20 protein-coding genes are annotated in these 22,718 nt (G+C 69.0%); 9 read left to right on the plus strand and 11 right to left on the minus strand.

The genetic code is table 11. The annotated features are described in order from the left end of the window. Positions 1–24: 24 nt before the first annotated feature. Entirely contained in the window at positions 25–1,050 is a 1,026-nt protein-coding gene (gene hrcA, locus ACIHAO_RS28670) for a heat-inducible transcriptional repressor HrcA (RefSeq protein ID WP_125793213.1), read from the minus strand. An 82-nt stretch (positions 1,051–1,132) separates the two neighbouring features. Beyond that, a complete protein-coding gene (locus tag ACIHAO_RS28675; protein ID WP_396562954.1) occupies positions 1,133–1,741 on the minus strand; it encodes a DUF1707 domain-containing protein in 609 nt (202 codons plus the stop codon). A gap of 63 nt (positions 1,742–1,804) precedes the next feature. Between ACIHAO_RS28675 and ACIHAO_RS28680 the strand changes: the two genes are divergently transcribed. Continuing rightward, positions 1,805–2,131, plus strand: coding sequence for a hypothetical protein (locus ACIHAO_RS28680; protein WP_396562956.1), 327 nt, complete (start codon positions 1,805–1,807; stop codon positions 2,129–2,131). Between the two features lie 197 nt (positions 2,132–2,328). Here the strand turns inward: ACIHAO_RS28680 and ACIHAO_RS28685 are convergent, their stop codons facing one another. Continuing rightward, on the minus strand, positions 2,329–3,825 hold the full coding sequence (locus ACIHAO_RS28685) for a CoA-acylating methylmalonate-semialdehyde dehydrogenase (RefSeq protein WP_396562958.1): 1,497 nt from the start codon (positions 3,823–3,825) through the stop codon (positions 2,329–2,331). Positions 3,826–4,026: 201 nt separating this feature from the next. On the opposite strand from ACIHAO_RS28685, the gene ACIHAO_RS28690 reads away from it, so the two are divergent. Together ACIHAO_RS28690 and ACIHAO_RS28695 are read left to right on the plus strand one after the other, a co-directional pair. Further along, positions 4,027–5,649, plus strand: a complete 1,623-nt coding sequence (locus ACIHAO_RS28690; RefSeq protein WP_396562960.1) for a PucR family transcriptional regulator — start codon at positions 4,027–4,029, stop codon at positions 5,647–5,649. A gap of 59 nt (positions 5,650–5,708) precedes the next feature. Further along, a complete protein-coding gene (locus ACIHAO_RS28695; protein WP_396562962.1) occupies positions 5,709–6,074 on the plus strand; it encodes an SSI family serine proteinase inhibitor in 366 nt (121 codons plus the stop codon). A gap of 121 nt (positions 6,075–6,195) precedes the next feature. On the opposite strand, the gene ACIHAO_RS28700 is transcribed toward ACIHAO_RS28695, so the two are convergent. The 3 genes from ACIHAO_RS28700 to ACIHAO_RS28710 all read right to left on the minus strand — a co-directional run bounded on the left by ACIHAO_RS28700 (position 6,196) and on the right by ACIHAO_RS28710 (position 9,578). After that, entirely contained in the window at positions 6,196–7,791 is a 1,596-nt protein-coding gene (locus tag ACIHAO_RS28700; RefSeq protein WP_396562964.1) for a DUF4153 domain-containing protein, read from the minus strand. Positions 7,792–7,860: 69 nt separating this feature from the next. Then, positions 7,861–8,898 carry an ATP-binding protein gene (locus ACIHAO_RS28705; RefSeq protein ID WP_396562966.1) on the minus strand — a complete coding sequence of 346 codons (1,038 nt, stop codon included), beginning with the start codon at positions 8,896–8,898 and terminating at the stop codon, positions 7,861–7,863. Further along, a complete protein-coding gene (locus ACIHAO_RS28710; RefSeq protein ID WP_255431387.1) occupies positions 8,895–9,578 on the minus strand; it encodes a response regulator transcription factor in 684 nt (227 codons plus the stop codon). Before ACIHAO_RS28710 ends, ACIHAO_RS28705 begins: the two co-directional genes overlap by 4 nt. A 241-nt stretch (positions 9,579–9,819) precedes the next feature. Here ACIHAO_RS28710 and ACIHAO_RS28715 point away from each other — a divergent pair, with 241 nt between their 5' ends. From ACIHAO_RS28715 to ACIHAO_RS28730, 4 genes are read left to right on the plus strand one after another with little or no spacing between them, the layout of a single operon-like run. After that, positions 9,820–11,391 carry an NCS1 family nucleobase:cation symporter-1 gene (locus tag ACIHAO_RS28715; protein WP_396562968.1) on the plus strand — a complete coding sequence of 524 codons (1,572 nt, stop codon included), beginning with the start codon at positions 9,820–9,822 and terminating at the stop codon, positions 11,389–11,391. Continuing rightward, entirely contained in the window at positions 11,342–12,184 is an 843-nt protein-coding gene (locus ACIHAO_RS28720) for a nitrilase-related carbon-nitrogen hydrolase (RefSeq protein ID WP_396562970.1), read from the plus strand. Before ACIHAO_RS28715 ends, ACIHAO_RS28720 begins: the two co-directional genes overlap by 50 nt. After that, entirely contained in the window at positions 12,184–13,569 is a 1,386-nt protein-coding gene (hydA, locus tag ACIHAO_RS28725; protein ID WP_396562972.1) for a dihydropyrimidinase, read from the plus strand. The genes ACIHAO_RS28720 and hydA overlap by 1 nt, the downstream gene beginning before the upstream one ends. Positions 13,570–13,579: 10 nt before the next feature. Next, complete coding sequence (locus ACIHAO_RS28730) at positions 13,580–14,569, plus strand: TIGR03842 family LLM class F420-dependent oxidoreductase (protein WP_396562974.1); 990 nt, start codon at positions 13,580–13,582, stop codon at positions 14,567–14,569. 400 nt (positions 14,570–14,969) lie between these two features. On the opposite strand, the gene ACIHAO_RS28735 is transcribed toward ACIHAO_RS28730, so the two are convergent. Then, entirely contained in the window at positions 14,970–16,460 is a 1,491-nt protein-coding gene (locus ACIHAO_RS28735; protein WP_396562976.1) for an FAD-dependent monooxygenase, read from the minus strand. A 174-nt stretch (positions 16,461–16,634) separates the two neighbouring features. Here ACIHAO_RS28735 and ACIHAO_RS28740 point away from each other — a divergent pair, with 174 nt between their 5' ends. Beyond that, a complete protein-coding gene (locus tag ACIHAO_RS28740) occupies positions 16,635–18,098 on the plus strand; it encodes an alpha/beta hydrolase (RefSeq protein ID WP_396562978.1) in 1,464 nt (487 codons plus the stop codon). Here ACIHAO_RS28740 and ACIHAO_RS28745 read toward each other — a convergent pair. The 4 genes from ACIHAO_RS28745 to ACIHAO_RS28760 form a co-directional block, all read right to left on the minus strand. Further along, positions 18,074–19,303 (minus strand): styrene monooxygenase/indole monooxygenase family protein, encoded by a 1,230-nt coding sequence (locus ACIHAO_RS28745; RefSeq protein WP_396562980.1) that lies wholly within the window; start codon positions 19,301–19,303, stop codon positions 18,074–18,076. The genes ACIHAO_RS28740 and ACIHAO_RS28745 overlap by 25 nt on opposite strands. A gap of 9 nt (positions 19,304–19,312) precedes the next feature. Beyond that, positions 19,313–20,548: a serine hydrolase domain-containing protein gene (locus ACIHAO_RS28750; RefSeq protein ID WP_396562982.1), complete on the minus strand. Its 1,236-nt coding sequence runs from the start codon at positions 20,546–20,548 to the stop codon at positions 19,313–19,315. 10 nt (positions 20,549–20,558) lie between these two features. Next, the gene (locus ACIHAO_RS28755; RefSeq protein ID WP_396562984.1) at positions 20,559–21,359 is read right to left on the minus strand and encodes a siderophore-interacting protein; all 801 of its coding nucleotides are present in this window, start codon (positions 21,357–21,359) and stop codon (positions 20,559–20,561) included. 140 nt (positions 21,360–21,499) lie between these two features. Beyond that, a complete protein-coding gene (locus tag ACIHAO_RS28760) occupies positions 21,500–21,913 on the minus strand; it encodes an SgcJ/EcaC family oxidoreductase (protein WP_396562986.1) in 414 nt (137 codons plus the stop codon). Between the two features lie 112 nt (positions 21,914–22,025). Here ACIHAO_RS28760 and ACIHAO_RS28765 point away from each other — a divergent pair, with 112 nt between their 5' ends. Further along, the gene (locus ACIHAO_RS28765; RefSeq protein WP_396562988.1) at positions 22,026–22,700 is read left to right on the plus strand and encodes a TetR/AcrR family transcriptional regulator; all 675 of its coding nucleotides are present in this window, start codon (positions 22,026–22,028) and stop codon (positions 22,698–22,700) included. Positions 22,701–22,718 lie beyond the last annotated feature (18 nt).

The following is a 22,718-nucleotide window of genomic DNA, read 5'->3' on the forward strand; positions in this document are numbered from 1 at the left end:
TCTGCTTTGCCCTCACCGCCGCGTTCAGCGGCCGGCGAGGATCTGCCCCACGTAGTTCGCCACCGCGCGCACCGCGGCGATGGTGTTCGGGTAGTCCATCCTGGTGGGCCCGACGACGCCCATCCCGCCGAGCAGCAGGTCGTCCATGCCGTAGCCGATGGACACCACCGAGGTGCTGCGCATCTGCTCGTCCTCATTTTCCTCACCGATGCGCACGCTGATCGCACCGGGGTTGCGGGCGGCCGCGAGCAGCTTGAGCACGATGACCTGCTCCTCGAGCGCCTCCAGCACCTGCCGCAGCGATCCGGGGAAGTCCGAGACGTTGCGGGTGAGGTTCGCCGTGCCGCCGAGCACGAGCCGCTCTTCGGGGTGCTCGACCAGCGATTCCACCAGCACGGTGCAGACGCGGGTGAGGTTGTCGCGCAGTTCGCCCGGCGACTTCTCGGGCAGTTCGGCGACCGCCGCCGCGGCCTCGGAGAGACGGCGGCCCGCCAGCGCGCCGTTGAGCACCGTGCGCAGCCTGCCGACGTTCTCCTCGGTGATGACGTCCCCGAGGTCGACGGTGCGCTGGTCGACGCGGCCGGAATCGGTGATCAGCACCAGCATCAGCCGCGCGGGCGTGAGCGGCACCACTTCGAGGTGCCGGACGGCGGAATTGGTCATCATCGGGTACTGGATGACCGCGACCTGCCTGGTCAGCTGCGCGAGCAGCCGGACGGAGCGGCGCAGGACGTCGTCGACGTCGGTGCCGCTGTCGAGGAAGGCCGTGATGGCCCGGCGTTCGGCCGCGCTGAGTGGTTTGACCTCGGCGATCCGGTCGACGAAGAGCCGGTAGCCCTTGTCGGTGGGGATGCGGCCCGCGCTGGTGTGGGGCTGTGTGATGTAGCCCTCTTCTTCCAGCGCCGCCATGTCGTTGCGCACCGTGGCGCTGGACACGCCGAGGTTGTGCCGGTCGACGATCGCCTTGGATCCGACGGGCTCCTGGTTGGAAACGTAATCGGCGACGATCGCGCGAAGCACCTCGAAACGCCGCTCTTCCGCGTTGGCCACCTGCACCTCCCTCGGCTCGTCCTCACAACGAGTTTACGGAAGGCATAGTGCCCGAGGAGCCGCCGGACTTCTTTGGGACCGTCTAGCCGCGCCCGCGAAGGGTGCGCCGCCGGGGCTCCACGGGCCTTCGGATCACTTTCACCGACCCCCACCAGGCGAAACCTGTGACGCGCAGCACCGGCGCGCCCGTCGTCGGCCGCTGTCGCCTCGTCCTGCGGCCGGTGCCGAATCCGCCCATCAGGCCGATGCCCCGGACATCGAGGGCGAAGTCCTCGGGCACCACGATCTTGACACCGCCCATGACCGCCACCGCCCTGATCGTGCAAGATCCGGCGGCGATCCGGGCCTGCCGCAGATCGAGGCGCACGCTGCCCCAGAACGCGCGGCTGACATGGTTCGACGGCAGCGGTCCGGCGAACCGCCGCGTGGTGGCGGACATGACGGCGAACGAGCGCCGTCCGCCTTGCTCCTCGTCGCCGGTGTGGGACGAGGTGAGCGGGCCGCCGGGGGACAGATCCGCGACGACGGGTTCGAATTCCGCGAAAGTCCTGGCCGCGTAGACGGCGTCCAGCCTCGTTTCCAGTTCGGCGGCGGTGATCCGTCCCGCACCCATGGCTTCGCACAGCAGTCGTGCGACGTTTTCGCGATCGGAATCGGCCACTCGCATCGCCGACCGCTTCGATTCTGACATGACGGCGATGCTAACCGGAATCGGCGATCGCTCCGGCGGTCCCCGACGACCGAGCGAAAAGCCATGACCACCATGAGCGAATTCGGTTTCGCCGCACTGCCGGTAATGACAAAACCATTTCCGCCTGGCAATCGCGGACGCGGACAGTCGTCCCGCCGCGACAATTTGACGACCGACGATCGACTGCGTGAGCACGGAAGGGCTTCCGGCCAGGCATTTCTTCCACCGGCCGCACTGTCCGACTCAGCGTGGAGCGCCGTGCCCGTCGAGTCCGAAGAGCTGCGCCTCGACATGGGCGGCGTGACCAGTGGGGCGCCAGGGCGTGCAATGAAGGGGCCTTTCATCGCAAATTTTGCGATGAAAGGCCCCTTCATTGCGCACGTTCGCTAGTGGCGTCAGCGAACTGATCGCCTGCGCCGCACGACGCGAAGGGGACTTTCCGCGCGCACGATGCGGGGAAAGCTCCCTTCACACCGGCCCGTCCGTTACTCCAAGGCCCGAAGTCCGTGAAGGCCTCCTTGAGGGACTCTGGGTCCCTCAAGGAGGCCTTCACGGACTTCGGCAATCGCCACTTTCGCCCTTGAGCGTCAGCTGTTGCGCGGGAACCCGAGGTTCACCCCGCCCTGCGAGGGGTCCGGCCAACGTGAGGTGACGACCTTCGTCCGCGTGAAGAAGTGGAACCCTTCCGGCCCGTACGCGTGGCTGTCGCCGAACAGCGAGTCCTTCCAGCCGCCGAACGAGTAGTAGCCGACCGGCACCGGGATGGGCACGTTCACGCCGACCATCCCGACCTCGACCTCGTTCTGGAACCGCCGTGCGGCCCGCCCGTCGTTGGTGAAGATCGCGGTGCCGTTGCCGTAAGGATTGCCGTTGATCAGCTCCAGCGCCGCTTCGTACCCGTCGGCCCGCGCGACCGCCAGCACCGGTCCGAAGATCTCGTCGGTGTAGATCGACATGTCCGGGGTGACCTGGTCGAACAGGGTCGGGCCGAGCCAGAAGCCGCCGTCCTCGCCGTCGACCTCGATGCCGCGGCCGTCGACGACGAGCCGCGCTCCCGCTGCCACGCCGGCTTCCACATAGGACTCGACGCGTTCGTGGTGGGCGGCGGTGACGAGCGGTCCCATCTCCGAGGTGGGCCGCATGCCGTCGCCGACGCGGAGCCGCTGGATCCGCTCGGCGATCTTGGCGACCAGTTCGTCGCCGACCGGGTCGACCGCGACCACGACCGACACCGCCATGCACCGCTCCCCCGCCGAGCCGAAGCCCGCCGAGACGGCCGCGTCGGCGGCGAGGTCGAGGTCGGCGTCCGGGAGGACGACCATGTGGTTCTTCGCGCCGCCGAGCGCCTGGACGCGTTTCCCGTGCCTGGTCCCGGTTTCGTAGACGTACTTCGCGATCGGCGTCGAGCCGACGAACGAGATCGCCTTGACGTCGCGGTGTTCCAGCAGCCCGTCGACGGCCACCTTGTCGCCGTGCAGGACGTTGAGGACGCCGTCGGGCAGGCCGGCCTCGGCGAACAGTTCCGCGATGAACACGGCCGCGGACGGGTCCTTCTCGCTCGGCTTGAGCACGACGGTGTTGCCGCAGGCGAGCGCGTTCGGCACGAACCACAGCGGGACCATCGCCGGGAAGTTGAACGGCGAGATCACCCCGACCACGCCCAGCGGTTGCGAGATCGAGTAGACGTCGACACCGGTGGAGGCGTTCTCGCTGAACCCGCCCTTGAGCAGTTGCGCCGCGCCGCAAGCGAACTCGACGTTCTCGATGGCGCGCGCGACTTCGCCCGCCGCGTCGGATTCGACCTTGCCGTGCTCGCTGGTGACGATCTTCGCCAGCTCGTGACGCCGCGCCGAAAGCAGCTCACGGAAGGCGAACAGCACCCGCGTCCGCCCGGCCAGCGACGTCCCGCGCCAGCCCGGCAGTGCCCGGGAGGCGGCCGCGACGGCGGCGTCGACGTCGTCCTGCGCGGCGAAGGCGACCTTCGCGCGCACCTGTCCGGTGGCCGGATCGAAGACGTCACCGGATCGTTCGCTCACGCCTTCGCACGGTTTGCCGTCTATCCAGTGGGTGATGCGGTCGGTCACGGATTCCGCCTTCCTGTTCGCCGGATGCCTGCTCCCGGTCGAGTCTGGGTGCGCGCGCTACACCGACGCCATCGGCAACGTGTACGGACTCCCGGTCCCGGCCGTACAGTCTGTCTCTGTGCTGTCGGCGGAGCTGCAGACGTCGATCGCGGACGCGGGTTCACCGACGAATACTCTGCGTTCCGACCAGGTGGGAGGCCGATGTACCCGACCGTCGCCGAGGTGCTCGCGCTGCCGGTGCTGCGTCAGGGCAGGCCCCACGTGGTGGCGGGGGCGGCGGGGCTGGACGCGCCGGTCCGCTGGGCGCACGTCGCCGAGGTCGCGGACATCGCCCCGCTGCTGCGCGGCGGGGAGCTCGTGCTCACCACCGGGGTCGCGCTGCCCGACGACGGCGCCGCGCTCGCCAGGTACGTCGCCGATCTGGCCGGTGTCGGAGTGGCCGGGGTCATCGTCGAGCTGGTCCGGCACTGGAGCGAGAAGCTGCCGTCCGCGCTGGTCGACGCCGCCGACCGCCACGGTGTCCCGCTGATCACCCTTTCGCGCGAGACGCGCTTCGTGTCGGTCACCGAGGCGGTGAACGGGCTGATCGTCGATGCCCAGGTCGACGAACTCCGCGCGGCGGAACGGGTCCACGAGACGTTCACCGCGCTGACGGTCGCCGGCGCCGAACCGGGCGACATCCTGCGCGAGGTCGCGAGACTCACCGAACATCCCGTCGTGCTGGAGACGCTGTCGCACGAAGTCCTCGCCTACGACACGGCCGGGACGGATCCCGGCGAACTGCTGCCCGGCTGGCCGTCCCGGTCGCGGCCGGTGCAGGTCGGCGAGCGGACCGGCTACCACCCGGGCGCGGGCTGGCTGATCACCGTGGTCGGCGCGCGCGGGCACGACTGGGGACGGCTGGTCGTCGTCTGCGGGGATCCGCCGCCGCACCGGCACGTCGTGGTCGCCGAACGCGCCGCGTCCGCGCTCGCGGTCCACCGGCTGGTCGCCAAGGACACCGACAGCCTCGAACGCCAGGCGCACCGCGCGGTCCTGACCGAACTGCTGGCGAATCCGGTGCCGCCGTCCGAGCTGACCGCGCGGGCGTCCGCGCTGGGTGTCCCGCTGACCGGACGGCTGCTGGTCGGGGTCGCCGTGCGGCCGAGGATCACCGCGACCGCCAAGACCACGCAGTCGACCCCGGTGCTGCTGCGGGAACTCGCCGAGGCGACCGCGCTCGCCGCCCGGCGCGCCAAGGTGTCGGCGCTGGTGGCCACCGACGACACGCTGGTGCGCGCGCTGATCGCGCTCTCGCCGGAGGCGGGGGTGGACGCGGTCCTGCGGCGGCTGGCCACCGACGTCCACGAGGCCCGCGCCGGGGCGCCCGCCGTGGTCGCGGTCGGCACCACCGGCAGCGGGCCCGCCGAGGCACGCCGGACGCTCGTCGAAGCCGCGCAGGTCGCCGCCGCGGCGCTCACCGAGAACGTCGAACGGGTGGTCCACCGGCTCGACGACGTCCGGTTGCGCGGGCTGCTGCATCTCCTGGCCGGTGACGAACGGATCACCGCGTTCGCCGCGCGGGAGCTCGGCCCGCTGCTGAACCGGGACGCCGCACAGGGCAGCAGACTCGTTCAGGCGTTGAGACATTACTGCGAACACGGCGGCAACAAATCGGCCGCCGCGGCGGCCGCGCACACCTCCCGCACCGCCTACTACCAGCAGCTGGCCAGGATCGAGCAGGTACTCGGGGTGCGGCTCGAAGAACCGGAATCGATGCTCTCCCTTTATGTCGCCTTACTCGCCCACGACATCCGGGAAGCAGACGACCACACGTCCGAGTGAGTAAATCTCACCCAAGCGTGGAACACAGTCACCGGGTCACGTCAGCCGATAGGGTTGATATGGCTTTCTTCGAACCGATCGGCGCCTGCGTACTCGCGTTGGCCTGTCTGGCCCCGGCGCAACCCGCCGAATCCATGCTTCAGCTGACCAGCCACGACACCAGGGGCCGGGTCGGCACCGTCTCACTCACCTGCGAACCCACCGGGGGGTCCCACCCGGGACGGGGCGGCGCCTGCGCCACACTGTCCGAAGTGGACGGAGATTTCGACAGGCTACGCCCGGAACCGCGGGCCTGCACGTTGGAATACGCCCCGGTGGACGTCTCCGCCATCGGTAAGTGGCGCGGCAAACCGGTCACCTACCGCACCTCGTACGCCAACCGTTGCGTCGCCGACGCCGAATCGGCCGGCGTCTTCACCTTCTGACCGCTCCCGACTCCGGCGAGGTGATCGCCGGGCCTCCCCCTCGGTGGCCCGGCGGCGCCGTTCACCGCGGCCTTGATCGCCCTCACCCCCACGAGGGCGATCAAGGCCGTGGTGTCACGACTCAAGAACGGGGCAGGTACCGGCACCCGATCCCGTCCTTCGCGGCAACAGGGGTCTGACGCGCGAGGGACCGGCTCAGGTTCCATTCACGCCAATCATCTTCCGGGATTCCCGGCACGACCCTGCCGAGCACGCACGACCGCAGCGGCTCCGGGAGCCGGTCGGCCGACGGCACGACGTCGGCGGAAAACCGGGACAGATAACCGGTATCGAGTGTCTTTCCGTGCGCGAGCCGGTCGATGTTGCGGTCGGCGATGAACCGTTCCGGATCGAGGACGGCCAGCCCCAGCAACGCCGCGACAGCGGCTCCGATGGCCGCGCGCGGCAGCCAGGCCGACCGCAGCGGGATCAGGGAAACCAGCACCAGCAGGAAGATCAGGCCGATCCAGAGTTCGCAGACCTCGACCAGCAGCCGCAGCACGGTGAACCCGTAGGCCTGCTGATATGTCCACATGCGACTCAACGCCGACGCGACCAGCACCAGGCTGAGCACGCTCAGCGCGCCGAGCAGTCCCCGTTGCCAGGCGCGATCGGCCGCCGAGGACTTCGGCGCCCAGCGCAACGCGGCGGCGACCAGCACCAGGGTCAGCACGGTGATGGCGGACAGCTGCCAGAACCCGCTCCTGGCGTATTCGGCCGCCGTCAGGCCGCTCGTGGCCAGGAGGTATTCGGTGCCGCCGAACAACACGACCAGGCGGACCACGACGAAACTCGTGAACAGCAGCACCAGCACACCCAGCGGCAACGTCCATTCGAGCCGGTGCGCGAGCCGTTTGCGGGGCGCTTCGTCGTCGGCGGGCAGCGGTGGCGCCGCCAGCAGGTAGCACGCCCCGGTGACGGCGAACGCGGCCACGACGAAGAGGAAACCCCAGCGGACGAAGGTTCCCGGGCTCAGCTCGGGGATCACCGCGTCGACGACGCTCGCGAACGCGGCGTCCGCGCCGCGCAACAGCGGGACGAACACCAGCAGCAGTCCGGCGCTCGCCAGCACCGGCACCAGGAACCTCGGCCGTGCGCGGCCTTCCTGTTTCGTGCCGAGCTTCGAGAGCCCGCGCCCGATCCACGGGATCGAAAGCAGCGCTTCGATCGGAACCGCGAAGACGTCGTAGACGATCGTGTTCACCGTGCGTTTCCCGACCACCGCGAGGGATCCGGCCACGAACGCGGCCAGCACGCACAGCACGTTCAGCCACACCGACGCGCGGAACATGCCGACCGCGAGCAGTCCCAGCGCTGCCGCCGCCCACACCGCGTTGACCAGGCGGAAATGCGGTTCGGCGTCACCGCGGGCGCGTTTGTCGGCGAAGTAGACGGCCACCGCGAAGGCGAGCCCGGCCACGAACCAGCCGGCTCCGGGGTCGTCCGGCATGGCGACGGCGGTGACCAGTCCGGCCGCGACCGCAGCGGGCAGGACGGAGCCGGGCAACGGGACGATCGCCGACTTGGGCGGCACGCGGGGCCGCATCAGCACCGGGATCGGCGGTGCGGACGGCATGGGCTGGGGTGGCAAGGCTCCGTCGGGCACGGTCGGAGCCATCGTGCTCGTCGCCTTCGGGGGCGACGCGTGCGCCTGCCGCTCTTCTTGGTCTTCGCTCATCAAATCCTCCAGTTTGCGAAAGCACATCTCGCAGTGTGCGCGGAGCCGCCGAATACCTGCGGCGAGGAACTACGGAACGGGGATCACGACGCGGATGACGCAGCCCTGCCGCTGCTCGGGGGTGACGACGGCGATGCTGCCGTCATGGAGGTCGACCACCCATCGCGCGATCGCGAGACCGAGACCGGTGCCCCCGCCGCCGGCCCGCTCGCCGCGGGTGAACCGCTCGAACACGCTGTCCCGCTCCCCCGGCGGGATCCCGGGGCCTTCGTCTTCGACCTCGATGACGACATCGGCCTCACGGGCCTCCGCCCGCACCCGGACCTCTCCCCCGGCCGGGCCGTGCCGGACGGCGTTGTCGAGCAGGTTGACCACGACCTGGTAGAGCCTGCCGCGGTCGGCGACCGCCGTCGCTCCGGGCGGCTGGACGTCGACGGCGAACCGCACGCCACGCCCGGTCGCGGCGGCGGTCACGCCGGCTTCGGCGGCGACCTCCTCCAGCAGCAGTTCGAGGTCGAATTCCTCCAGCTGCAACGGGAAAGCGCCCGCGTCGATCCGTGAGAGGTCGAGCAGTTCCGAGACCAGCCTGCCGAGCCGTTCGGTCTGCTGCAGCGCGGTCTTGAGCGTCGCCGGATCGGGTTTGGCAACGCCGTCGACCAGGTTCTCCAGCACCCCGTTCAGCGCGGTGATCGGCGTGCGGAGTTCGTGGGAGACGTTCGCGATCAGCTCGCGCCGGCGCTGATCCGAGGCGTCGAGGTCTGCGGCCATCTGGTTGAAGGCGTGCGACAGCTCCCCGACCTCGTCGCGGGCGGTCGCCCGGACCCGCCGGGTGTAGTCGCCCTTGGCCATCGCGCGGGCGGCGGCGGTCATCTCGCGCAGCGGCCTGGTCATCCCGTGCGCCAGGATCTGCGAGGTGACCACGGCGAGCACCATCGCGGCGATCGTGGTCCGCGGCGGCAGCCAGCCGATCTGCCAGTTGAAGAAGGCGAACGCGATACCGCCCGAGGACACCAGCAGTATCGCGAGTTTGAGTTTGATGGAGCGGACCGGGTCGAGCGGTCTCGGGAGCGCGTCGACGATCCGGCCGAGCAGCGGGCGAAGCTTCACGATCCCACCTCCAGCGCGTAACCGACGCCGTGCACGGTGCGGATGAGGTCCGCGCCCAGTTTGCGGCGCAGTGCCTTGATGTGGCTGTCGACGGCGCGGGTGCCCGAACCCGTGCCCGCGACGTCCCAGTCCCAGACCTCGCTCAGCAGGCGTTCCCTCGGCTGCACGGCTCTCGGACGCTTCGCGAAGTGGACGAGGAGGTCGAACTCGATCGGCGTCAGCTGGGCCTGGTTGCCCGCCCGCGTGACCCGCCGCTGCTCGACGTCGATTTCGAGGTCGCCGAGCACGATCTTCGTACCGGCTTCGCTCACGTCGGTCCGGGCCGACCGTTCGACGCGGCGCAGCAGCGCGTGCACCCGCGCCGAGAGCACCCGCATGGAGAACGGCTTGGTGAGATAGTCGTCGGCGCCGACGCCGAGCCCGATCAGCATGTCCGTCTCATCCGAACGAGCGGTCAGCATCAGCACCGGGACCGGGCGGCGGGCCTGGATCCGGCGGCAGACCTCGAGTCCGTCGAACCCCGGCAGCATCACGTCGAGCACCACCAGATCCGGCTCCCGCTCTGCGTCGGTCTCGACGCCGGAAGGGCCGTCGTGCGCCAGATCCACGGTGAATCCCTCGGCCCGCAGCCGCGCGGCGATGCTCTCGGCGATCGTCACGTCGTCCTCGACGACCAGCACCCGGCGTCCTCCCAGTTCCATGGGGATGACTGTAAGCACCGGCCGTGGAGACCATCCGGGTGAGCTGTGGAGATCCTGTGGAGATGTTTCGGCCGGTTTGCCGGATTGCTACGACCGTGTGTGTGACGCAGGTCATGCACCAGGAGCCTTCGAACGCAATCGACAGTCTGCGCTCCGACGCCCTCAACAGTGAACAGTCTGCCAGTCCCACGCGCGCGGCGCGGGCGAGCACGATTCCGCAATGGAGCCGACGGCACGCGGAACGCAGCACGTGCATCCTGATGGCCGGGTCGAACTCGGCGAGGTCGAGTCCTTGAAGGACAGCCGCTTCTACAACGAAGAACTCGCCCCGGTCCCGGTCGAAAAGCGGACCTGGACCACCTACACCTACTTCGCGCTGTGGATGGGCATGGCGCACAACATCCCGTCCTACGCGCTCGCCGCGTCGCTGATCGCGCTCGGGATGAACTGGGTGCAGGCGCTGCTCACGATCACCATCGGCAACCTGATCGTGCTGATCCCGATGCTGCTCAACAGCCACGCCGGGACGAAGTACGGCATCCCGTTCCCGGTGTTCGCCCGCGCCTTCTTCGGTATGCGCGGCGCGAACCTGGCGGCGTTGCTGCGGGCGTTCATCGCGTGCGGCTGGTTCGGCATCCAGACCTGGGTCGGCGGCGAGGCGATCTACATCATCGTCGGGCGGCTCGCGGGCTCCGGCTGGAAGGACTCCACCGTCGTCCTCGGCCAGCACTGGACGCTGTGGCTTTCGTTCGGGGTGTTCTGGCTAGTGCAGATGCTCATCATCTGGCGCGGCATGGAGGCGGTCCGCAAATTCGAGAACTGGACGGCGCCGCTGGTGTCGGTCGGCTTCCTGATCCTGCTGGGCTACGTGCTGGTCAAGGCGGGCGGGCTCGGGCCGATCCTGGCCGAACCGGGGAAACTCGGCTGGGGACCGGACTTCTGGAAGGTGTTCGCCCCGGCGCTGATGGCGATGATCGCGTTCTGGTCGACGCTTTCGCTGAACATGCCGGACTTCACCCGGTTCGGCGGCAGCCAGGGCAAACAGGTCCGCGGCCAGATCCTCGGCCTGCCGACCACGATGACGTTCATCGCGATCGTGGCCATCCTGACCACCTCGGGTGGCAGCGTCCTCTACGGCGAGCAGATCTGGGACCCGGCGAAACTGGCCGACCGGTTCGACTCGCCGGTCGTCGTGGTGGTCGCGTTGATCGCGCTGGTGCTGGCGACGGTGTCGGCGAACCTCGCGGCCAACGTGGTCAGCCCGTCCTACGACTTCTCCAACGCGTTCCCGAAGAAGATCACCTTCGCCGTCGGCGGGCTGATCACCGGGATCATCGGCATCCTCATCCAGCCGTGGCGCCTCTACTCCGATCCGAACATCTACATCTTCGCGTGGCTCGGTTTCTACGGCGGTCTGCTCGGCGCGGTCGCCGGGGTGCTCGTCGCCGGCTACTGGGTGGTCAACCGCACGCACCTCGAACTGCGGGATCTCTACACCGAACGCGGCGTCTACTGGTTCAACGGCGGCTGGAACTGGCGCGCGCTGGCCGCGACGCTGGTCGGCGCCGTGCTCTCGGTCGGCGGCGCGTACGGCGGGCCGTTCCCCGAAGACGGCCTGATCCCGCTCCTGAAACCGCTCTACGACTACAACTGGGTCGTCGGCCTGGCGGGCGCCTTCGTCGTCTACCTGCTGCTGTCCCTGTCCGAACGCAAGCGCACCACCTATATCGAGGAGGACGCAAGTGAGCGACCTGGTCCGAGCCGGATTGATCCAGCAGCGGTGGACGGGTGACAAGGAGTCGATGATCGCCAACGCGGTCGAAGCCATCGGCAAGGCCGCTTCGCAGGGAGCGCAGGTCGTCTGCCTGCAGGAGTTGTTCTACGGCCCGTATTTCTGCCAGGTGCAGGACACCGACTACTACTCCTACACCGAAGGCATCCCCGACGGGCCGACGACCAAGCTCATGCAGGAGGTCGCCGAACGCCACGGTGTCGTGCTGGTCGTCCCGATGTACGAGGTCGAGCAGCCCGGCGTGTACTACAACACCGCCGCGGTGATCGACGCCGACGGCACCTACCTCGGCAAGCACCGCAAGAACCACATCCCGCAGGTGAAGGGGTTCTGGGAGAAGTTCTACTTCCGGCCCGGAAACCTGGGCTACCCGGTGTTCGACACCGCCGTCGGCCGCATCGGCGTCTACATCTGTTACGAGCGGCACTTCCCGGAGGGCTGGCGCGCGCTGGGCCTGGCGGGCGCGAAGATCGTGTTCAACCCGTCGGCGACCAGCCGGGGCCTTTCGGAGTACCTGTGGCGGCTGGAGCAGCCCGCGGCCGCCGTCGCGAACGAGTACTTCGTCGGCACGATCAACCGGGTCGGCGTCGAATCACTGGGCGACAACGATTTCTACGGTCAATCGTATTTCGCGGACCCTCGCGGTCAGCTGATCGGCGAGGCCGCTTCCGACACCGAGGAGGAGATCGTCATCCGCGACCTCGACATGGGTCAGCTCGCCGAAGTGCGAGACCTGTGGGCCTTCTATCGAGACCGCCGTCCCGACAGCTACGGACCCCTCGCGGAGGCGTGATGACCACCCTCATCAGCGGCGGGCGGGTGGTGTCGACGGCGGGCGCTTCGGCGGCGGACGTCCTCGTCGACGGCGAGACGATCTCGGCCGTCGGTGCCCCCGGCACGCTGGGGCCCGCCGACTCGGTGATCGACGCCACGGGAAGGTACGTGCTGCCCGGCGGGATCGACGCGCACACCCATATGGAGATGCCGTTCGGCGGAACGCATTCCGTCGACACCTTCGGCACCGGGACGACGGCGGCGGCGTGGGGCGGGACGACCACGATCATCGATTTCGCCGTCCAGGCCAAGGGCACGTCCCTTCTGTCCACTATGGACAAGTGGCACGAGAAGGCCGACGGCAACTGCGCCATCGACTACGGCTTCCACATGATCGTCTCCGACGTCAACGATTCGTCGTTGAAGGAGATGCAGGCCTGCGTCGACGGCGGCGTCGGCAGCTTCAAGATGTTCATGGCATATCCCGGGGTCTTCTACTCCACGGACGGCGAGATCCTGCTGGCCATGCAGAAGGCACGCGAGATCGGCGCGACGATCATGATGCACGCGGAGAACGGCATCGCGATCGACCAGCTGGCCGCGCAGGCGTTCGCCGCCGGGAAGATCGACCCGGTGCAGCACGGGCTCACCCGCCCGCCGGAACTGGAGGGCGAGGCGACCTCGCGCGCGATCCAGCTGGCCAAGGTCACCGGGGCGCCGCTGTACATCGTGCATCTCTCGGCGTCACAGGCACTGGCGGCGGTCGCGGAAGCACGCGACAACGGGCAAAACGTCTTCGCGGAGACGTGTCCTCAGTATCTCTATCTGTCCATTGAGGACTTGGCCAAACCGGATTTCGAGGGTTCGAAGTACGTCGCTTCTCCCCCGCTGCGGGAGAAGTCACATCAGGCGGATCTGTGGCGAGGGTTGCGTACCAACGATCTCTCGGTGGTGTCGACGGACCACTGTCCCTTCTGTTTCAAGGACCAGAAGGAGCTCGGCCGCGGCGACTTCCGCGCGATCCCCAACGGGATCCCCGGTGTCGAGCACCGGGTGGACCTGCTGCACCAGGGTGTCGTGGCGGGTGAACTCACCCTCGGCCGCTGGGTCGAGACCTGCTCGACCACGCCGGCGCGGATGTTCGGGCTGTACCCGCGCAAGGGTGTCATCGCGGCGGGTTCGGACGCGGACATCGTCGTCTACGACCCGGCGGCGAAGCAGACCTTGTCGGTCGAGACACACCACATGAACGTGGACTACTCGGCCTACGAGGGCATGGAGATCACCGGCAAGGTCGAGACGGTGCTCTCGCGCGGGCGCGTGGTCGTGTCGCCGTCCGGCTTCTCGGGCAGTACGACGCACGGGAAATTCCTCTCGCGCGACCTGAACCAGTACCTGAACTGAGGCGGTGGCCGTGGACTTCGGGATAGTTCTCCAGACCGACCCGCCCGCACGCGATCTCGTGCGGCTGATGAAGGCCGCCGAGGACCAGGGTTTCCGCTACGGCTGGACGTTCGACTCGTGCGTGCTGTGGCAGGAACCGTTCGTCATCTACTCGCAGATCCTCGCGGCGACGTCGTCGATGATCGTGGGCCCGATGGTGACCAGCCCGGCCACCCGGGACTGGTCGGTGATGGCGTCGACCTTCGCCACGCTCAACGACATGTACGGCAACCGGACCGTCTGCGGCATCGGCCGCGGCGACTCGGCACACCGGGTGGTCGGCCTGCCACCGTCCACTTTGGCCACCGTGCGCGACTGCATGCACGTGGTCAAGGAACTGGCCGAAGGGCGCGAAGTCCTGTTGCGGGACAAGCCGGTGCAGATCCCCTGGATCCGCAACGGCAGACTCGAAATGTGGATGGCGGGATACGGGCCGAAGGCGCTGAAGACGGTCGGCGAACACGCCGACGGCTTCATCCTCCAGTGTGCCGATCCCGCGATCGCCCGGTGGACCATCGGTTCGGTCCGTGAGGCCGCCCGCGCGGCCGGACGGGATCCGGCCGGGATCACGATCTGCCTCGCGGCCCCGGCGTACGTCGGAGACGATCTCGCCCATCAGCGGGAACAGTTGCGCTGGTTCGGCGGGATGGTCGGCAACCACGTCGCGGATCTCGTGGCGCGGTACGGCGATTCCGGGCCGGTGCCGCACGAACTGACCGACTACATCCGCGAGCGGCAGGGTTACGACTACTCGCACCACGGACGGGCGGGCAATCCGTCGACCGATTTCGTCCCGGACGAGATCGTGGACCGGTTCTGCCTGCTCGGGCCGTCTTCGGCGCAGGTGGAACGCCTGGAGGAGCTGGCTTCGCTCGGTGTCGACCAGTTCGCGCTGTACCTCATGCACGACCAGCGCGAAGAAACCCTCAAGCGCTACGGCTCGGAGATCATCAACCGCTGACTCCCGCAATCAGTCACCTACTTGCGCGCGAAACCGCCGCAAGTAGGTGACTAATTGCGTGGGGGTAAGGCGAGGGTGTCTGGTCGCGGGTATTCGCTCGCGGCCGTGGAGCGACTGTGCCGCGAAAGCCCCCTCCTCGCTACCGCACCCCCGGCACCCGACGTTGTGAAAGCCACTTTCGCAACCTCCCAACTTGGCCTTACCCCTCAATAACTCGCGTGTTTGGACGCCGGACAACCCGAGTGCGGCGTCCAAGCACGCGAGTCACGGCTTAGCTCCGCCCGCCCCCGGGACGAACGGGCTCGCACCGCAGAGCAGGGGCGAAGGACGCCTTCACCTCACCGCCGGCCCACCCACGACCACGACACCTTTGACTTGCCCCTCAAATAATCGCGTGGGGTCAGCCGAACCAGGCGGCGAGGGCCTCGCGCAAGCCTTCGGCGTCGGTGTCGCCCGCCCAGGCGACGTAGCCGTCCGGGCGGATCAGGAGGACGTCGGCGGGCCGGTCCTCGGCCTTCGCGGTATGGACGTCGACGCGTCCCTGCGCGAGTTCGCGCAGTTCGGGCCGTCCGGCGAGGTCGAGCAGGACCGGCCGCGCCGGCCGCAGCAGTTCGGCGACGCTGGTCGCCCCCTCGTCGGTCTCCAGCGCGAGATCCGGGACGAACATGCCGGCGAGCGCGTGCCCGGAACCCGGCATCGGGTAGCGCGTGTCGGTCCCGGCGACGTGGGAAGCCAGCCGCCGCGCGGCCTGTTCGTCGTCCAGCAGTTCCTGGAAGACCGCGCGGAGCGCTTCGGCGGCTTCGTCGTGCCCGCGCCGCAACGCGACCTGCGCCTGGGACTGCAGGAGCGCACGCGCACCGGCGGCGTGCCGTTCCGCGTGATAGGTGTCCAGCAGTCCTTCCGGCGCCCTGTCCTGGATCTCGGCGGCCAGCTTCCACGCCAGGTTGACCGAATCGGACATGCCGACGTTGATCGCCGTGCCGGTGGACGGCAGCAGATGGGCCGCGTCGCCCGCCAGCAGGATCCGCCCCTCGCGGTAGCGCTCCGCCTGGCGGGCGGAGAACTGGTAGCGCGAGAGCCGGACCGGGTCGCCCAGCGGGACGTCGCCGCCGAGGACCCGCCGGATGCTGTCCCCGAGTTCGGCCAGGGTCATCGGCACGTCGTCGTCGACCTCGCCGGGATCGTCCTCAGTGGTCTGGATGAACAGGATCCCCGGCGTCAGCGAACCGAGCGCGAACACGCCGGCGTCGGTGCGGGTGAAGCCCGCCTTGATCCGGCCCAGTTCCGGCGTCTCGATGTCACCGTTGTCGTGGACGGTCAGCCCGTCGGGGATCTTGACCTGCCCGATCCGGTTGACTTCGGGATAGGTGGTGCCGGGGAAGCCGATCCCGGCCATCGAGCGGACGGGACTGCGCCCACCGTCGCAGCCCACCAGGTATGGGGCGGTGACCTCGTACGCTCCGTCCGGTCCGCGTACCTCGGCGGTCACCGACTCGTCGTCCTGGCGCAGCCCGACGACTTCGTGCCCGCGACGCACTTCCGTGCCGAGCTCGATGGCGTGCTCCTCGAGCAGCCGCTCCAGCGACTGTTGCCGCACCGAAAGCGCCTTCAGCGGCGGCTCCTCGAACCGGGTGAGGTCGACGTGCACCCCACCGAACGGGAACCGGTGCGGCGGGACGGGGTCGGTGACGAGCGCCCGCACCCGCTCCAGCAGGCCGCGATAGTGCAGCAGGTCCAGGATCTGCCCGCTGAGGCCGTGGGCCTTCGGAGTCTTCCCCTGTTCCGGCCGCCGTTCCAGGACCAGCGGGCACGCACCGGCCAGCCGGAGTTCGGCGGCCAGCATCAGACCGGTCGGGCCGGCACCCACGATGATCACGTCGACGTCCGTCAAATCTTCACTCCTGTTCGGCCTGTTCTGGCTACGGCCGAGGATTCTGCGGCACCACCGGGGTCTTGCCGCAAGCCCCCCGGTGCGCTATATGTTGAACATGGAGGGGCGTACCCCACCATTTTTCCGGGTACGAGCACCAGGGATCGCGCGCCCGCGAGGCGAGACGCTGGCCGGGTGACCAGATTCCGCATCGCTACTGTGCTCACTCTCACCGCACTCGCCGCCATCACGATCGCGCCCGCGGTCTCGGCCGCGCCGAAGGGTCTCGCCTGGGGTCCCTGCCCATCCGGATCGCCACCGGGTTACGACTGTGCCGAGATCGAGGTCCCGTTGTCCTATCAGGACCCGGACGGACCTCGGATCACCATCGCGCTCGGCCGTCTCCCGGCGACGGACCAGAAGCACAAACGCGGCACCCTCTTCACCAACCCCGGCGGCCCGGGGAATCAGGGTCGCTTCAGCAGATTCCAGACCCCGTCCCTGCACCGGCAGTTCGACATCGTCGGCTTCGACCCCCGCGGCATCGGCGCCAGCACACCGGTGCGCTGCTTCGCCGGCGAGGAGGAAACCGAGCCGCTCAAACGGGTTCTGGGGAACTTCCCGATCACCGCGGAGCAGGAGACCAGGCATTTCGCCGACGTCCGTGAGGTCGCCGCCTCCTGCGGCCGCAACGCCGGGCCGCTACTGGGGCACCTGTCGACCGCGAACGTCGCCAGGGACCTCGACAGGATGCGCCAAGCCGTCGGCGAGCCCCGCCTGCGCTACTACGGGCTTTCCTACGGCACCTACGTCGGCGAGGTGTACGCCAACCTGTTCCCGCATCGGGTCGGCGCCTTGGCACTGGACGCCGTCAACGATCCGATCGCCTGGTCCACCGGACACCGTCCGGAGGACGCGAACGTCCCGTTCAGCACCAGGCTCGGCGGCTTCCGGGACGCGGACCGCGCGCTGCAGGCGTTCCTCGACGCGTGCGCGGCCGACACGCGGTGCGCGTTCCGCGAGCCGGGGAAGGATCTGCGGGCCAAGTACGACGCGCTCCTCGACCGGCTCGAAGCCACCCCGGGGCCGATCACCTATCAGGAGGTCATCCGGCGTACCCACAACGCGCTGATCGACGAGGCCCGCTCCCCCGCGCTGGCGGAGTTCCTCCAGTCCGCGACGAAACCCGTCTCGACGAAAGCCATCCCGACGCCCTTCGATTCCGCGATGGGTGGCGGCGGGACGATCTGCGCGGACACCGCGAACCCGCGTGACCCGGCCGCCTGGCCCCGCGCCGCCCGCGCGGCCGACCGGGAAAGCCGCGGTTTCGGTTCGTACGACACGTATCTCTCCCTGCCGTGTGCCTTCTGGCCCGCCTCCGACCCGGCGCGGTACACGGGACCGTGGAACCGGCCGACCGCGCCGATCCTGTTGCTGGCCAACGGCAAGGGTGACCCGGAAACGCCGTACGCCGGGGCGCGGCGGGCCGAACGCATCCTCGGCAACGCGCGGCTCCTCACGCTGGACGCCTGGGGACACGGCGCGTTGAACCGCAGTGCCTGTGTCGACGCGGCCGTCGACGCCTACCTGTCCCACGGACGCCTTCCGGCGCGCGGCACCGTCTGCGCCCCGGATCACGCGCCGTTCGACGCCAGGTAGGCCCGGGCGGTGTCCTCGTCGGTGAGCCAACGGGCGTAGTCGACGGGGTCGGAGAAGATGTTCGCGAACCGGCGCGCCACCTCGGGCGCCGTCTGCGCGGCTTCCAGGGTGGCCAGCACGTGATCCGGCGGCGGACCGAGCAGATCGTTGCTCAGCCGGGTCGCGTGCTGCGCCTTTTCCCAGTATTCGGCGAAAGTGCCGCGCAGGAACGCTTCGTCGAACGGGCGGTCACCGTGGTCGAGGATGCGCCGTTCGTAGACGGCCGCGGCGTGCGCCGCCATGTTCGCGCCCTGCCCGGCGACCGGATCGTTCGTCACCGCGGCGTCGCCCATCGCCAGGACCTTCGCCCCCGACGGCAATGTCCCGACCGGATCGCGCACGATCGGCAGAACCCGGCCGCGCAGGACGTCCAGCGGCCCGCTGGGGCGGGCGTCGGCCAGCGACTCCTCGACCCACGGGAACTGTCTGCGCAACAACGTCATCGCGAGGGCGAAATGCTCGTCGAGGCCGGTGACGCCGTCCCAGACGTCCATCGGGCCACCGGGCACGCCGAAGAATCCGAGACCGAAGACGGGGCCGCGCACGGATTGGATCGGCAGCCCGAACAGCTCACCCGCCGGGGAGAGCCCGAACGTCAGCCCCGGATACACCGGAAGCGGCTCGTGCCGGCCGGACACGAGGTACAGGATCCCGATGGTCCGCTGCGGTTCGCGGTGCGGGGAACGTGCGTCGTCACGCGGGAAGAGCGCGTCGAACCGCGGTCCCCGTCCGGCCGCGACCAGCACGAGGTCGAACTCGCGGGCGTACTCCTCCAGCCCCTCCGGGGTCACCTCGCCGATCCGGATTTCGCCGCCGCGTTCGGCGAAGACGGTCAGCCAGGCGGACACCTTGACCCGCTGATCGACCGACTGCGCGGGATGGTCGAACCGGGCCTGCCACGAGACGGCCGGCTCCGGGGAATCCCCGGCGAGCCCGAACGACGCGCCGAGGATCTCCGGGGCCCGTCCGTCCCAGAAGTTGATGCCCAGCGCGCGTTCCCGGGTCAGCGCGGGGTGGAACACGCACTGGTTCGAGATGAGCCTCCCCGACCGGATCGTTTCGGCGTCGCGGTCGGTGACCACGGTGACGGCGTATCCGTGCCGTTGCAGGCCCAAGGCCAGTACCAGTCCGGCTTGTCCGGCCCCGACCACCACGATCCGGCGCATGGCTCCCCCTCAGTCGACCAAAGCCTGATACACCAGGTTCCTCAATTCGACGCGGATCGGGTAGGTCGACGACGGCAGCAACTGGGTGAAGAACAGGACCGTGATGTCCTCGTCCGGATCGACCCAGAACGCGGTGCTCGCCGCGCCACCCCAGGCGAATTCCCCGGCGCTGGCGAGGGTCTTGGCCTTCACCGGGTCGTCGAGCACCGAAAAGCCCAGCCCGAAGCCGAAACCGTCGTACGGCGCCTCGGAGAACCCGGTCCGGCCGCAGGTCTCCAGGTCCACGCCGCCGGGCAGGTGGTTGGTCGCCATGAGCCGGACCGTGCGCGGACCGAGCAGGCGGACGCCGTCGAGTTCGCCGCCGCGCACCAGCATCTGGGCGAAACGGTGGAAGTCACCCGCCGTCGAGACCAGCCCTCCGCCACCCGAAAAGCACGAGGGCGCGACGCGGCCGACGTTGCCCAGCTCGTCGTGACGGAACGGCTCCTTGGTGACCGGATGCGGCACGTAGAGCGCGGCCAGCCGGTCGAGATCACCGGCGGCGGTTTGGAATCCGGTCTCGTGCATGCCGAGCGGGGTGAAGATCCGCTCGGCGAAGAAGACGTCGAGTGACTGACCGGAGACGACCTCGATGAGCCTGCCGAGGATGTCCGTCGCGACCGAATAGTTCCATTCCGAGCCCGGCTGGAACAGCAACGGCAGCCGCGCGATCGCTTCGGAAACGCCCGCCAGATCGAGCCCCGGCGCGGTGCCGAGGTCGAATCCCGCCTCGCGGTAGAGCGCGTCGACGGGATGCGTGCGGTGGAAACCGTAGGTCAGCCCCGCGGTGTGGGTGAGCAGGTGCCAGACGCGGATCGGTTCGGCCGAGGGCACGGTCGCCTGCTTCACCGACGAGCCCCCGGCGAACACCCGCGGTTCCGAGAATTCCGGAAGCCAGCGGGAGATCGGGTCCTTGAGGTCGATGAGCCCCGCTTCGACGAGCATCATCGCGGCGACGGAAGTGACCGGCTTCGTCATCGAGTAGACGCGCCAGATCGTGTCGGTCTCGACCGGCAGCCCGGCCTCGATGTCACGCTGCCCGTTCGACGCGAGATGCGCGACCTTCCCGTTCCTGGTCACCACGGCCAGATACCCGGGAATCCGCTTGCGCTCCAGGTACCCGTCGAAATGCTTGTCGATCCGGCGCAGCCGCTCCGCGTCGAAACCCACCTCGGCCGGGTCGACGTCCACCTTCAGCTCGATCATGCGACCGAGGCTACGCGTTCCGCTCGGCCTGTTTCTCCAGTCGCCACGCCTCGTCGGTCTTCCCGATCCGCCAGTATCCGGAGATGGACAGCAGGTCGCGCCGCATGCCCCGGTCGTCCAGCAGATGACGCCGCAGGTCCCGGACGAACCCGGCCTCACCGTGGACGAACGCCTGCACGACACCCTCACGCCAGTCGAGCGCGCGGACGGCGGCCGCGAGATCGTCACCCCGGCTCCGGTGCAGCCAGGTGATCCGCGCGTCGCCCTTGGTGGTCAGCGACTGCTCTTCGGCCGCGTCCTCCACGAGGATCACCGCGTGCACGGGCACACCCGCCGGCATCGCCTCGAGCGAAGCGGCGATCGCGGGCAGGGCGCTCTCGTCCCCGGCGAGCAGATGCCAGTCGGCCTCCTCGCCCGGCGCGTACGCCCCGCCAGGTCCGGAAACGATCAGCTCGTCGCCCGGTTTCGCGGCGGCGGCCCACGGTCCGGCCACGCCCTCGTCACCGTGGTGGACGAAGTCGAGCACCAGCTCGCCGAGATTCGGGTCGAACGCCCGGACGGTGTAGGAGCGCATCCGCGGCCACTGCTCGCGCGGCAGTTCCTCGCGGACACGCGCCAGGTCGAACGGTTCGGGATAGGTGACGCCGGGCACCGGGAAGTGCACCTTGACGTAGGCGTCGGTGAATTCGTTGGGCTTGAACGAGGCGATCTCTTCGCCCCCCGCGACGATCCGGACCATATGCGGGGTGATCCGTTCGGTGCGCAGCACCCGCAACCGGGTCGCTGATACCGCTCTCCTCGCCTCGGCCATGCACGATTCCTTTCGTGGGTTAGGTGAACCTAACCGAGCGTACGCCCCTCGCCGCCAGGCCGGGCGAGATCTCCCATCATCCGATCAAAGCCCTCCCGGACACGTTCCTCGAATCCGAAGAAGAACCGGTTGGTCATGCTTCACGAAGCCCTCGCGGCCGGATCGCTCACCCGGGTGTTCTGGAAGGACGCGACGCGCCAACCGTCGGACTCCTCCACGAGCACGTAGGTCAGTGTCGATTCCCGTCCGGGCTCCGGCTTGCCGCCCGAAAGCGACGACCCGCCACCGGACACGACGATCGCGACCTCCGGCCGGATGAACCGGATCTTCGGCTCGCCACCGCCCGCCTCCAGCTTCGATCCCTTGAGCGGCCCCTCGAACAGGGACCGGTGCGCGCTTTCGATCATCGCCCGGCCGGGCATGTTCATCCCGAAGAAAGTCACGTAGTCGGCGTCTTCGGTGAAGAGCGACGCGTACGCGGCCGCGTCGCCGTCGTTCCACGCGTCGGCGAGCTTGGCCAGCACAGCCAGGATTTCGGCCTGTCGTTCGGTCATGGTTTCCTCCAGCTAGACGAACGCTGTTCGTTTGACGAACACCGTTCTACAGGCGAACGGTGTTCGCGTCAAGTAGAGTTCCCGGCGAACCCCGGACCAGGAGGCGAACGAAGTGAGCAGGCCCCGGCGTCGCGCCGAGAAACCCGTGCTGTCCCAGGAGCTCGTGGTGAAGACGGCACTGGACCTCCTCGCCGCCGAGGGACTGGAGGCGGTGAGCATGCGGCGCGTGGCCCAGGCGCTGGAGACCGGCCCGGCGTCGCTCTACGCCCATGTCGCGAACAAGGAAGAGCTCCACGAACTGATGGTCGACCACGTGCTCGCCTTCGGCCCGTTCCCGGAGCCCGATCCGCAGCGATGGGTCGAACAGGCGAAAGAGCTGCTGCGCGACAACGTCCGCGCGCTGACGTCGGTCCCCGGGATCGCCAAGATCGCGTGGGCCATCCCCGTCCCGGTCGGCGCGAACGCCCTGCAGCAGGCCGAAGCGATGCTCGCGGTGCTGCGCGCGGGCGGCCTCGACCTCAAGCGGGCCCTGTTCGCCGCGGACGCGTTATGGCTCTACGCCAAGGCCTTCGCCTACGAAGGCGCCGGTTGGCAACACGGCGACATCGACCTGGCCGATCAGGAGGAACGCGGCAAGCGGATGGTCGAGTACATGACGTCGTTCCCGCCCGGCGCCTTCCCGAACCTGCTGGCTTCGGGTGAGTACTTCACCGCGGAGACCGCGCAGGAACGCTTCGAGTTCGCCATCGACCTCTTCTTACGGGGCTTGGCCTCCAGCGCCCCGTAATCCGACGCAGCGGCCGGA

This window comes from Amycolatopsis sp. NPDC052450 (genome assembly GCF_044547565.1).
Taxonomy (GTDB): Bacteria; Actinomycetota; Actinomycetes; order Mycobacteriales; family Pseudonocardiaceae; genus Amycolatopsis.